This window comes from Nostoc sp. DedSLP04, assembly GCF_034530775.1.
Taxonomy (GTDB): domain Bacteria; phylum Cyanobacteriota; class Cyanobacteriia; order Cyanobacteriales; family Nostocaceae; genus Nostoc.
Genome location: NZ_JAVRCL010000029.1, coordinates 33320 through 46380, shown reverse-complemented (window position 1 = coordinate 46380; position 13061 = coordinate 33320). Strand labels below are relative to the sequence as shown.

Below are 13061 nucleotides of genomic sequence, written 5' to 3'. Positions count from 1 at the left end.
TGGATTAAAATGAAAAGCCGCAACTTGGGTTCATAACTAGCTACCCTCGACTAAGACTTTCGTCATAACTCTATATCAGCTATCGCACCACAGTAACTGGTGTTCCCATATTAACCTGATAGAATAATTCTCTAACATCGTTGTTGTACATCCGAATACAACCGTGTGAGGCAGCCTTACCTACTGAATCAGGATTAGGGGTACCGTGAAAGCCAACCCAGTTTTTACCGTTTGTCCAAAATCCAATCCAGTATTTGCCAAGTGGGTTTTCAGGATCTCCTCCTGGGATAGCTTTACCTGTAAAAGGGTTTATCCAAGTAGGGTTTTCTAACATTGTACGCACGCGGAAATTACCAATTGGGGTTTCCCAGTCTTGGCGACCTACTGCTATGGGATAACTTTTAATTCGGTTTTGTCCTCGATATAGGGTTACTCGACGGTTGCGAAGGCTGATCTCTAGGTGAATAGGTTGAATAATTAAATTATTATTAATATTAGCCGTTTGAGAGACTAAATTGTTGGTTGAAGTATGAGAAGGAACTCTTAGTTCAGAAGCTAAAGACATAGCCGGATTAAAATTTAATCCAGATGCACAAATAAAAATAACTAACTTATCTAATTGCTTGAACATTTTCAAATTTTAAATTTTGTCTATCAAGATTTTAGTACCAAATTAATTATCAATTGTTTAATTTTTGAGCTTATTATACTCTGTAGCTATTTGAGGAATCATTCTGATGAACAGAATAGTCTAGCATTAGATATGTAATTTTGTGAAGAAGGGAAAACAAAATTGTCAAAAGTAGTTGCAGTAGAAATCGAATCAATTGACAGGGCATTTCATCTTTTCTACTGCATTTACTGTTGATAACAGTCATGATTTGAAATCATCTAAGTAGAGGAAGCAAGCTTAACAAGCTCTCTAGCCTGTATTGTATAAGGCTAAGAAATTACCAGAGCGCTCTGACACCTCCACCAGTGTTTTGTCCACCTGTGGTGTTGTTACCTCCTGTATTGTTCTGCGTTCCACTAGTGCCATTATTCGGATACTGCTGCGTTCCGGTAGTACCATTATTTGTTCCACTAGTGCCATTATTTGGATACTGCTGCGTTCCGGTAGTACCATTATTTGTTCCACTGGTGCCATTATTCGGATACTGCTGCGTTCCAGTGCCATTATTTGGGTACTGCTGTGTTCCAGTACCATTATTTATTCCACTAGTGCCATTATTTGGGTACTGCTGTGTTCCAGTACCATTATTTATTCCACTAGTGCCATTATTTGGATACTGCTGTGTCCCACTAGTACCAGTTCCACTACCACTAGTGCCATTATTTGGATACTGCTGTGTTCCAGTACCATTATTTATTCCACTAGTGCCATTATTTGGATACTGCTGCGTTCCAGTGGTAGAATCACCTCCTGTAGATTGCCCTGCTTGAGAGTACAATCTATTACCTATGGGGGCTTGACTAGTCTCCAAATTTCTAGAAATGGGTTGGGGCAGAGCGTATACTGGAAGACTTATTAAAGCACCAGTACTAGCAACTCCCACGAGGCTAGCAAGCATTTTGAGCAAATTTTTACTGTGGTTTAAGTTCATTGGTATCTCCTGAGCCTGAGTTTGAAGTTAAATGGTTCTTATGCTACTGCTACTAAGCAATTTGTTGAAATATAGAAGAAGTTTTTCTATTTCTCAACTCCAAGCAAGGATCTAAATCAAAAGTATTGAGCCGATAAGTTGTTATTTAATTAACTAAGTTAGCTGAATTGATTTTCTTAACCTTCTGCCTAAAGTATGGTCTGGTATTAAATTAATTTGTGATGTTCTAGACAGTATTTGTTTAGTTAATTATTAATTAATCTCTTTCTTTAGATATATGTTTAATGTACTAGTTTGCTTACTAAAAAATAATGTTTTAAATTTCATATAGCCTTTCCTAATCTAGCGAGCCTTAACCTCACTCCTAACCTCTCTCTTTGGTAAAGCTATCTATTACCCGAATCGTGAGTTTTTATTTTTACTAAAGAGTTATATATTTTAAAATAAGCTAATTAATATTTTCCGAAAAAATCGGATTTGTTTTGTTTATAATCTCATCAAGTTTGACAGTTATCGAAAAAGGCAGAGGGCAGAATGAATAGTATCTTCTGCTCTCTGCCTCATGCCTTCTTCAATTAGATAACTTGAGAATCCTTTTTATTTTTTATTAGTAAATAAAATGCGTTTGCCCTGCCACTAACTCTAGATAAATTGTTATTGTTGTTTATTGTCTTTTTGAAACAAATGTGCGGAGACGTTGTAATACAACGCCTCTACATCAGCCGTGCAAATTATCTTATCTAAATCGTATTGGTTTTTAGTTAGCTGGTGAATAAACACGTCAATTATTTTCAAATCTAGTCGAACAACCTAACACAAGTAATTTCTTCTGCTTACGCTTCTTCTTATTTTTGAGAGTAATCAAATAATTATCAACGTAGCGAAAAGCAGCTGCACCGTCGTAATCAGCAATGGCTATAGCTTGCAAGAAAACCTTTGAGGGAATTTCAAACCCTAAATATTTTTCTGTTAAGATTAATAAATCTTCATCTGTGGCAGGAAAGGTAGTTTCTTCTGTATCTTCAGAATCAGAAAATATATCATCAATTAATGCTTTATACACTTTGTACCTCCCCAAAAGCATAAGATGCAAAGCCTGTAATGAAATTTAGCTGCTGATCGCGAGTTTGTAAGTTAACTGGGAGTTCAGTACCAGCACATCCGATTTCCCGTAAAATTTCCAAACAATAAGCACCGAGTTGAGTGTATGGAGCTTGCTCTAATTCTTGAGCTACTTCTAGAGCCATCTCCAGATTGACTTGGATAACCGTCTTTACAGGGTTGGTCATAAATCCGCCCTCATAAACTGGATGCTCTAAGTTTTGATCGCAAACACAAATAGCGTAACGGTGTTTTTGCGGAATTTATGAAGAGGGAAAATTAAAGTATCAGCGCATTTGCGGTAATGTACCCAAAATTATGCAAACCAGACCCAGAGTAGGCAATTTCTATCTAAGTGCGATCGCCTGCCATAATACGTATAAATATCTACAATTATTTCCAGATTATTGCCAATATACTTACTTTTCGTGGGGTAAGCCACAAAACCCACCCCACAATATTGGATAATTTATTTGTTATAAATCCCTGATATCTAGTCTTGCACAGTAGTTTAACAAGAAAGGCAAAAGTCAGTGTTTCGACTCCTGCCTTGTTCACGCTTTAACCTTAGCTTTAGACCAGACACCATTTTCATCTTCTTCATATTGTTGGTGAATAGTCTCCCAAGCAGCTTGTTCGGCTGTGAACTCGTCACTTTTTTCATTGAGTACAGCATTATATCGTTCAATGAATGTACTCTGAGCTTCATCAGAAAGATGAGCGCGAACTTCAAAAGACAAGTCTGCTGGACTGTTGCACTGTCCAGAACAAGAACGAGCCAGAGTTTTCTCAATCGTGTTAATTTCTTCGCCACCAGCACTTTCGAGCAGCAATTGAAATTCGCCAGTGCGATCGCTTGGGACTTCTGCCATCACGAAAAATTCGCCAGCTTGTAAGCGAGTTTGGTAGATAGCCGCTTTATCTTCTGGCATTCCCAAAGTAGTCAGAACCGATACTAGACCGGCACCAGCACTACCTGCGATCGCTCCACTAGCAGCCCCCAAGAGCACTGCACTAGACAGATTCCCCAGCATACATAAATGAACCAGCCGCGTAGGCGGAATTTCCGACTTGAGCGGACTGGCGTTAAGTGGGATTGGCGCATGAACCAATTTTCAATTCCCAAATTGGCAAGGTGAATGAGTAGATCCAGGCAGATTAATTCTTTCACATCAATTGAGGGAGGAATCGCTCCTCCCTCAATTGATTTCACATACAGCCTTCCTGAACTCAGATGTTATGAGCTATACACCTACGGGAGTCTTAGCCCCTGCTGCTGGCTGTCTGCCATCTGCATCTAGTGCCTCGCCTTCAATAAATGAACGCAGCATCCAAGCTATTTCTTCATGCTGTTCGAGTAGTCCAGTCAAAAAGTCAGCAGTTCCTTGATCGTGGAAGTTTTCACTAGACTGATCTACATGGTCTCTCAAATTACGAATAACCTGCTCGTGATCGTCCACTAAATTAGCTACCATCCCTGTTGCACTGGGCACACTACCAGCATGTTCCTTGAGGGTAGCAAGCTTGAGAAATCCCTCTAATGTGCCAACTGGATAACCGCCCAAAGCACGAACCCGCTCTGCTAAAGCATCAATATTTAGAGTCAGCTTTTGGTAGTGTTCTTCCCAAAGCTGGTGCAAAGAGCGGAACTGAGGGCCAACGACATCCCAGTGATACTTTTTGGTTTTCACCAGCAGTAAATAGGCATCTGCTAAATCTTGATTTAACAGATTAATTACACCTTGACGCTGTTCGTCTGTCAAACCAATGTTTATCGCACGCATTATTTTCCATCCCTAAGCAAAGTTATTTATTAATTTGCCAAATTTTCCACATAATCCACATCAACCAAAGGAAACATTATGAGTTTAGATTAATCATCACATTCCATAGCTATACTTACACCTTAATAGGGATGAACATATTTTTATATTTAATTTCAGTTGCGATCGTCACATTAAAGAGTAGTAATGGGTGATTGCATGAAAGCAGTCACCCATTACTACCAAAAAATTACTAAGATACTAACTCTGTTATTTACCTGTAATTTTGTCAAATAATTTATTTGCTTTTTCTTCGATAGTTCTTGCACCCTGAGAATTTTCAGGACGCTTCTGCTTATCAATATCAGCGGCTCCCTGAACCTCATTAAGTCCTTCGTTAGCCTCTTTTTGAGTCTTTTCCAATCCTATTGGTGGTTCTTTAGCGGCTTCGTCAGTTTTGCGCTGAATGTCAAGCAGTTGTGTAGTAGCTTCAGTAGGGTCACTTGGGTCGGTACCAATTGCAAAAGCAGGAAAAGCATTAGAGAATAATACTAGAGCGCAAGTAAAAGCTACTACTAGAAAACGTACTGGACGAAAAATAGATAAAACAGAAGTAATCATCTTCATTTGAAATCCTCCATAACAGCTTTAACAACGCAGAACTTTTACTGAAAGAGCGAAGCATATACCTTTACTTACTCACCGATTTTAAGAAATCATAAAAGTGGCAAGCTCCGCTTCAATTTAGAAGTTCTTGAAAAACGAACCTGACGAAGAGATTTTTTGTATTTCTGCATTGAATTAGTGAGGTATAATAAGTAAATACCACCTTAATTCTTTAGCAAAATTATTAGATTTCATAATTGAAATCCTTCATTTCAGTTCCCTGTTTACACTTTTACTGTGAAAAAGCTAGGGTATGCATCAATCTCTAGAATGAATTTTACTACATCTTTAGTTAGAATAAAATCATTCTCTAGGTATATCGACTTAATCTAGTTTTTTCAAGCTAAGGCCATACTATTTATGTTCAGTTAGCTGGACTTTATCAAATTAAAGGAATTGCAGAGAAGATGCACTTTATAGGACATTTGTAAAGTATTAATTTATATAATTATATAAAGACTCTGCTTAATCCCTTCTAATAAATAAAAGGAAAAAAATAAATCTTTTTTTTAAACTTGATAAGTCTGCCTTATAACCTCTTCTATTGAATTTACGCGATGAAACATTTCTATTAATTCATGGGATCTTGTTTTTCGCTTTTCCAGCAGCACTTTTAAGGGCGTTAAATAATGAACATCTGGGTCATCTCCTAAAGCAACTTCGGCTGCTTGGAAGATTTTTGTCGCATTTTCAAAAATATCTTCGTTTTCAAACGCTTCTTTTGCAGAAAGTTGGTGTAACGCTGCATCGGGTACAGTTGCTCTACCCAGTAAGGTTTCATCCAACACCAAACCTTTCAATAATACCAGCAAAGCCGCATAGATTAAAAAATTATCACAACTGTCACAAGCCTTAAATTCGATGCGTCCCACTTCCGCCGGAATGCGGGCAATTTTTGTTAAGGCAGGTATGCTATTAATAAGTTGTTCTTCTTTTTGGACAAAAACCAGAGTAGCTGGTCTTTTGCCAGTTCTGATAAATGTTCGTACCGATAGTCCATCCCATAAACCTCCATTATAAAAGGGAGAGCTATAACTAAAAGGAACGATATAGGGACTGTAATAAGTTAACTTTCTGCCAATATCAATTACATCTTCAGTTGACAAATCTGCCACGGAAATATTTAAATCTGGCCCATAAGATACCATGTGAATATTAGCAGTTTGTTCGTCAGGATAAGCTTCTAGCTGTTTAATTTCATAGTTGTTTAATGGGGGTTGAGGCTCAAAAGCTGGATTGTAGGGATTAAAACTCACCAAAACTGGTGATAAGCCAAAGTCAGCGGCAACCTGACGTAGCAAGTTAAAACTTTCTGATAATTCAGTAATAGCGCCTAGAATATTGGAATGGATAGTTGTTCTAATTTCAATACCTTTAACATGACAGTCTATGACTTCATCAGAATCCGCAAATCTTTCAAATCCCTCAATATACCATCTCTTCATCTTAATACCCGCATCGCCAACGCGGAGTTGAGGATAATCACTGGGGTATGTAGGTAGCCTTGCAATAATTTGATTGAAATCAGCAAATTTTGTGTGGGAGAAATCAGCAAATTTTCCCTGATTATTCAAAAACGCGACTTCATGTTCAATGCCAAAGAAAAACATTATATACCTTAATTTTTTAGAGTTAACCTAATTTCACTAATGCCAAGCGATCGCAATTCTATAGAGAAGCAAGTAACATCAGTAAACGATTCATTAGAGAAAAGCGTCGGCGATATTTAGCTGGCAGATTCGCATACTTAGAAAACTCCATCATTCTGTAGCACAAATTACAGTCTTTAACCTGATAAATATTTGAGATACTCCAATTAAATTTACTTTAAGTAGAAAAATTCTCAATAATGGTACAAATGAATTTTACCTTAAGACCGACTATTGCGATTTGAAAACTTCTCTGATTTATTTTTCTGTGCTGCTTCCACTATCTTCATAGTCACTGGTTAGGGTAGCGTAGTAGTGACTGAGGAAAGCTTGAGACATAGAGTTTATGACAAGTACCGTTCAATCCCCATACAGCAGCGAACAGATTGCCGCTTGGTTGCGTGGACTGCTTACTATTGCTTGGGCTGATGGTAATTTTGACGATCGAGAACAGGAATTAATTGCCAGCATCACCGAAAATGAATTAGCTCCTAAGATTAAATTTGACTCACTAGAGGTAATTACGCCAGAGGAATTAGCCGCAGCGTTGGGTAAAGGTACACCAGCTGCCGAAAATTTCTTAAGGACAGCGATAATGGTAGCGATCGCAGATGGTACTTATTCTCCCAGCGAAGATGAGGTTCTGCAACAATTCTGTCAAGCTTTGGAACAGCCAGAGAAGTTACTCGAAGCCCTTCGCCCCACTCTGGAATACCCAGAGCAAATTACCCCCACTATCGCCAGCACAGGGCTGACAAAGCGTCAAATCAATGCCCTACACTCCCTGCAAAACTGGCTTGATGGGCTAGATATCCAAGACCCAAGAGTAGCCCGCTTTTTGTGTAAAATGATTCCCGCCCAGTGTCCCTTTGAACGGGATGTCACCCTATTTGGACGCAAGATTGTGCATATTCCACCGATGTGTAAAATTAACCCGTTATATGAGCAACTGGTAGGCTTACGTTTCCGCGCCCTCTCCTATTTAGCAGATAAATGCGGTGAAGATGTATCGCCATATATTTGAGTAGGGAGAGGGGAGCAGGGGAGCAGGGGAGCAGGGGAGCAGGGGACAAGGGGGAGAATAAAAAATTACCTCTTTCTCCTCTGCCCAATGCCCAATGCCCAATGCCCAATGCCCAATACTTCGACTCCGCTCAGTACAAGTGCCCAATGCCCAATGCCCAATGCCCAATGCCTAATAAATAGTTCTGTAGTTGAGTGAAAAATCTAACTCTGCTTTTGGGAATACTTGATTTATTCACCTGACTAATCTAGAACTCAGGCATTATCAATATGAAAGGGATTAAACCATCTCTATATTTTGTACCCTTTTCCTTACCTTTGTATTTGCTTTCTGCTTTAACAGCACAGGTACAAGCTCAGTCGTACCATGCCAATAAAACTTGGCAAATTAGTCAAATATTTAAACCACCACAGCGGGGAAAACTTCCCGCAAGTGCTGGTGGTTCTACCCGTGGTAGTTCTTGCCTAAAAGGCAAACAACTAATAACTCCCTTAATACCTCCAGATAAATTAGGGCTGACATTTGCTCAACATCCAACATTTTTCTGGTATATACCTCCATCTCAACTCAAAACAGCCAAGTTTCTGCTCTTGACTGAAGACCAGAACGTATTTTATGAAACCTCTTTTACACTTCCAAATAAATCGGGAATTATTAGCTTTAAACTTCCTGACAGTGCCCCTGCACTCGCTGTAGGTAAAACTTATCATTGGTATCTAACAATTATTTGTGATAATCAAGACAAGAGTGAAAATCCGACTGTAGATGGTTGGGTGGAACGCACTCAACCAGGAGCAACTTTGTCAGAGGCGTTAGCAAAGGCGAATTTGTACAAGTTGCCCACTATCTATGCAGAAGCTGGGATTTGGCATGAAGCGCTGACTAGTTTGGTGCAGCTACGCCGGACTGAGCCGAATAATTTCAAAGCGAGATTAGATTGGAAACAATTTTTCAAGTCTGTAGGTTTGAGTGCGATCGCTTCCGAACCATTGATTGATTGTTGCACATTTACGAAACAAGGGCACGGCGCATTGGGCAGAGGGCATTAAGCTGAGGAAAAATTCTTAACTCTTAACTCCTAACTCCTAACTCCTAACTCAGCACTCAGCACTCAGCACTCAGCACTAAATATTATGTGGACAAAGCTGAAACCGCACATTTGGCAATGGCGGGGTGTTTTACTTGCTGTTCCCAATATTACAGCCCTGGTGATTGCAATACGCTTGACTGGATTACTGCAATTGTTGGAATTGGCAGCACTAGATCAATTTTTTCTCCTTCGTCCAAGAGAATCGGCTGATACCCGCATTGTCATAGTTGAGATTAATGAGGCAGATGTCCGCAAGCAGGGACAGTGGCCTATGCCTGATGGAAAACTTGCTAGTTTGTTAGAAAAAATCAAACAGCAAAAACCCAGAGCGATTGGTTTAGATATTTATCGTGATTTACCTGTAAATCCCGGTCATCAAGACTTACTTAAGGTATTTAAGTCTACTCCTAATTTGATTGGAGTCCAAAAAGTCTCTGATACTATTGATAGTTCGGCGGTTGATTCATCTCCAGAACTGAAGAAACTTAATCAAATTGGGTCGAATGATTTACCCATAGATGGAGATGGCAAAATTCGACGAGCATTATTGTACGTAAATTTAAATAATGACGAGATTCTGGAAAGTTTTGGGTTAAAACTGGCATTGTTGTACTTGAAACCTGAAGGTATTACTGCCAAGCCATCGGCAACTAACTCTAATTACTTGCAGTTAAATCGGGGTATTTTCCCAATTTTTGAACCTAATGATGGAGGTTACGTCCGAGCTGATGCCGGGAGTTATCAAGTGCTGTTGAACTACCGAGGACGGATACAGCAGTTTACTAAAGTTTCTCTTACTCAAGTGCAAGAGAATCTCATCCCACCAGATTTAATGCGAGACAAGGTGGTACTAATTGGTGCTACTGCTGAAAGTTTAAAGGATCTATTCTATACACCTTACAGCAGTAATGTGTTGACTGATCCGGAACGGATGGCGGGTGTGACAATTCATGCTAATTTGATTAGTCAAATTTTAAGTACGGCGATGGAAGGCCGTCCATTGATTAAGTGTTTACCTGAGCCGCTAGAATGGCTATTAATTTTAATCTGGTCAATTATTGGTGCTAGCTTGTGTTGGCTGCAACGCCACAGTAGCAACCAGAAAACCCTCATGGCTATTAGTGTTTTGTTGGCAGGTGGCGGTTTAATTGGTGGTAGTTTTCTGGCGTTTTTGCTTGGTTGGTGGATTCCCGTTATACCTTCATTGCTGGCTTTTGGAGGTTCTGCGATCGCACTTACTCAGTATATTGCCCAAAGTGCTACCGAGATGCGAAAAACCCTCGGCCGCTATCTAACTGATGAAATCGTCGCCAATATCCTCGAAACTCCATCTGGGTTAAAGCTAGGAGGAGAACGCCGAAAAGTTACGGTTCTCGTATCTGATTTAAGAGGATTCTCGGCTATTTCCGAACAATTGCCCCCAGAAGAAGTAGTAAAGATTTTGAATCTTTATTTGGGAACAATGACAGATGTAATCAACCAGTATAAAGGCACGATTAATGAGTTTATGGGTGATGGGATTTTTGTGATATTTGGTGCGCCAATTAGTCGCAAGGATGATTCTCAACGAGCGATCGCCTGTGCTATTGCCATGCAATTAGCAATGCAGCAAGTGAACAAACAAAATCAGCAAATGAATTTTCCAATCCTCGAAATGGGAATTGGAATTAATACAGGCGAAGCCGTAGCGGGAAATGTTGGTTCTCAAAAACGCGCTCAATATACAGTTATTGGCAGTCATGTTAATTTGGCTGCTCGAATTGAATCTTATACAGTGGGAGGACAAATTTTAATTTCCGAAAATACCTGTAAGGATGCCAATATTGACTTACAAATTGCTGGGCAATTACAAATAGAACCCAAAGGCATAAAACACCCTGTGACAATTTGTGAAATTCGTGGCATTGGTGGTAAATATAATTTATTCTTGCCTAAACATGATGAAGAAACGATCGTTCTGACTCAAAAAGTACCTGTAAAATACTCCATTTTGCAGGGAAAACATGCAGTTGGAACAGTATTTATGGGGGAATTGATTAGCCTCTCAGAAAAAGGAGCGCAGCTGCGATCGCCACATTCTTTAGAACTCTTGAGTAATCTCAAACTCCAGTTATTGATTGAGGCAGAAATGGCTACAGAAGAAGATATCTATGCCAAGATGATCGAACAGTCTAATGTTGATGAGCATCTTTTTCTGCTTCGGTTTACAGCAGTTCCCCCAAAAGCTGACGCAATTCTCAATGCACTGCGTCAGCTAAGGTGAGATTAAAGCATCAATCTTGAAATGGTAACAAATGGAGGTGTGTGTAAATAGGGTAAACCGAAAAAGTAAGTAGTTTAGCTTTTTCTAAAACAGTAACAATTGTTGCTGATACAACCAAGCGATCGCGGTAAGATTTTGGACTTAAGCCCGATCCAACTCCAATAACTCATAATTTTCAACGAATAATTAATAATTCGTACTTTCTGCTATGTAGCAACTCACTTGAGTTCTGGAGTTCAAAATATGATTTCTTCTAAAACTGAGATTCAATTACATCCTAAGAACAAATGACAAACGGAAACAAATTTCAAAGATTAGTAGAACTTGCAAATGATTATGGAATTATTTGCGAACCAACACCTGAAGAATGTTTGATTGCATCCTTGCCTGGAGACGATGATTTCTTATTAGCTTTTACTTGGTCTGGTACAGTTGAGGGAGAGCCGCCAGAGCATGAATTAATCGCAGTTAGCGTACAAGATATAGTCAAAGAAGTTACCGTTGCAGCTTGGCAGATTCCTTTTTATTTATTCGGAAACGTTTTAAGGCAAGCTCAGATGCTTGTCGCTGCCCATAAAGATTTTGTTAGCTAAAAGACAAGCAATATCTCAAAACTGCTATCCCTGTCACAGACAGTTGACAGGGATTTTTATTTCAACTACTGCTTTAAAGATTTATAAAATATTTTATGTTGAAAGTGTTGAAAGCTTAAAAAGATCGCTCGAAGTGTACCTGATTATAATGCGATCGTGCGCTTGGAAAAAAATGCGACAAATAGAGCATTTGTAGAGACGCGATTCATCGCGTCTTTACCCAAGGATGTGTTCCAATCATTACAATCATTAATTGAGTTCGTATAATCAAGCGGACTTGATAAAATTTGCATCAAAACTACCGCAAAGATGAGCATCTCTGCGGTAGTTCTAAGTTAAGGTCTATTAAAGTAAAGCAAAAATAGCCAAGTCTAGCTTAATTTGGTACTTTGAGTTATCCTTAATTCTAGAAAGTTTGAGAGTTGTTGGACTTGACTAACCCATTGTTTCCACTACACTCAACATGAAATTAATCCGTTGCTCAAACTCTAGATTTTTGATCAATGCGACAAATTCATCAGTTTCACCAGGTAGTTGATAGTCGGAGGGCACTTGAATTATGCTTCCATCCTCCATTCCTTGTGCCAGCAGAAACCAAACGTCTAATTTGGCATTGGGACTTAGACTATTATAGGTTTGGCTGATATCGTTAGCTGCACCATTAATAATGTCGCGTTGTGCTTGCAGTTGCTCTTCTTTTGACAAATCCAGGAATTTGTCAAACACTGCTTTAGCAGGCGCTTCAACGCTTGGAGGAGGTGCTGGTTGTAGCTGCTCTTTAAGATCGAGATAACCGAACCAAAGTAGGGCTAGTTGAGTATCTACATCAAAGCGTTGAAAAGTTTCTAAAGCTGGTCTTGTTGCTTCATCAATTGTGTAAGTCATAAAAACTCCAACTAAGTTAAAAGTATTCTGCTTTCAATACTTCATACAACTTAACGAACAAATATAGATAGATAACCCTACTTAGGATAGGTATAGGACTTATTACATAAGACAGATAGAGATAACTGAAATTGCTAGTTACAAAAATGCCTGTTTCGATGTATGTAAAAGCTAAGTAACGTCTGTGACTTTAAGAGGATGTCTAAAAAGTTTTTTTGTATACACCTACCTTTGGAGATCCCCCTAAATCCCTCGATAAATTGGGGGATTTTAAAACTATTATTCTCCCTTTTTTAAAGGAGTTAGGGGGAATCAACAAATATTTGAGACTTCTTAGACACCCTCCAAGCGATCGCTTGAAGGGGTTATTGATTATGTAGTATAAGATGTAGCAATGAATATTTGCGTCATACTGTAGTGCGA

13 protein-coding genes and 1 pseudogene are annotated in these 13061 nt (G+C 39.1%); 4 read left to right on the top strand and 10 right to left on the bottom strand.

Annotation, left to right across the window (positions count from 1 at the left end; genetic code table 11):
- Positions 1–79: 79 nt before the first annotated feature.
- The 8 genes and pseudogenes from RMX89_RS17905 to RMX89_RS17870 all read right to left on the bottom strand — a co-directional run bounded on the left by RMX89_RS17905 (position 80) and on the right by RMX89_RS17870 (position 6744).
- Positions 80–631 carry a L,D-transpeptidase gene (locus RMX89_RS17905; RefSeq protein WP_322689865.1) on the bottom strand — a complete coding sequence of 184 codons (552 nt, stop codon included), beginning with the start codon at positions 629–631 and terminating at the stop codon, positions 80–82.
- Positions 632–950: 319 nt separating this feature from the next.
- On the bottom strand, positions 951–1604 hold the full coding sequence (locus RMX89_RS17900; RefSeq protein ID WP_322689864.1) for a hypothetical protein: 654 nt from the start codon (positions 1602–1604) through the stop codon (positions 951–953).
- 781 nt (positions 1605–2385) lie between these two features.
- Complete coding sequence (locus RMX89_RS17895) at positions 2386–2667, bottom strand: hypothetical protein (protein ID WP_322673676.1); 282 nt, start codon at positions 2665–2667, stop codon at positions 2386–2388.
- Positions 2660–2893 (bottom strand): hypothetical protein, encoded by a 234-nt coding sequence (locus RMX89_RS17890; protein WP_094352841.1) that lies wholly within the window; start codon positions 2891–2893, stop codon positions 2660–2662. Before RMX89_RS17890 ends, RMX89_RS17895 begins: the two co-directional genes overlap by 8 nt.
- Positions 2894–3259: 366 nt before the next feature.
- Positions 3260–3718: pseudogene (locus RMX89_RS17885) on the bottom strand (ChaB family protein); the annotation flags it as partial.
- A gap of 231 nt (positions 3719–3949) precedes the next feature.
- Positions 3950–4489 (bottom strand): Dps family protein, encoded by a 540-nt coding sequence (locus tag RMX89_RS17880; RefSeq protein WP_322685444.1) that lies wholly within the window; start codon positions 4487–4489, stop codon positions 3950–3952.
- Positions 4490–4738: 249 nt separating this feature from the next.
- Positions 4739–5095: a hypothetical protein gene (locus RMX89_RS17875; RefSeq protein ID WP_322685443.1), complete on the bottom strand. Its 357-nt coding sequence runs from the start codon at positions 5093–5095 to the stop codon at positions 4739–4741.
- 548 nt (positions 5096–5643) lie between these two features.
- A complete protein-coding gene (locus RMX89_RS17870; protein WP_322685442.1) occupies positions 5644–6744 on the bottom strand; it encodes a glutamate-cysteine ligase family protein in 1101 nt (366 codons plus the stop codon).
- Between the two features lie 385 nt (positions 6745–7129).
- On the opposite strand from RMX89_RS17870, the gene RMX89_RS17865 reads away from it, so the two are divergent.
- From RMX89_RS17865 to RMX89_RS17850, 4 genes are all read left to right on the top strand, one after another.
- Entirely contained in the window at positions 7130–7807 is a 678-nt protein-coding gene (locus RMX89_RS17865; protein ID WP_322689863.1) for a Mo-dependent nitrogenase C-terminal domain-containing protein, read from the top strand.
- Positions 7808–8076: 269 nt separating this feature from the next.
- Positions 8077–8856 (top strand): DUF928 domain-containing protein, encoded by a 780-nt coding sequence (locus RMX89_RS17860; RefSeq protein WP_322689862.1) that lies wholly within the window; start codon positions 8077–8079, stop codon positions 8854–8856.
- An 84-nt stretch (positions 8857–8940) separates the two neighbouring features.
- Positions 8941–11160, top strand: a complete 2220-nt coding sequence (locus tag RMX89_RS17855) for an adenylate/guanylate cyclase domain-containing protein (RefSeq protein ID WP_322689861.1) — start codon at positions 8941–8943, stop codon at positions 11158–11160.
- A gap of 287 nt (positions 11161–11447) precedes the next feature.
- Entirely contained in the window at positions 11448–11753 is a 306-nt protein-coding gene (locus RMX89_RS17850) for a hypothetical protein (RefSeq protein WP_322673668.1), read from the top strand.
- Between the two features lie 143 nt (positions 11754–11896).
- Here RMX89_RS17850 and RMX89_RS17845 read toward each other — a convergent pair whose 3' ends face one another.
- Positions 11897–12046: a hypothetical protein gene (locus RMX89_RS17845; RefSeq protein ID WP_322685440.1), complete on the bottom strand. Its 150-nt coding sequence runs from the start codon at positions 12044–12046 to the stop codon at positions 11897–11899.
- A gap of 142 nt (positions 12047–12188) precedes the next feature.
- Complete coding sequence (locus tag RMX89_RS17840) at positions 12189–12638, bottom strand: orange carotenoid protein N-terminal domain-containing protein (protein ID WP_322673667.1); 450 nt, start codon at positions 12636–12638, stop codon at positions 12189–12191.
- Positions 12639–13061 lie beyond the last annotated feature (423 nt).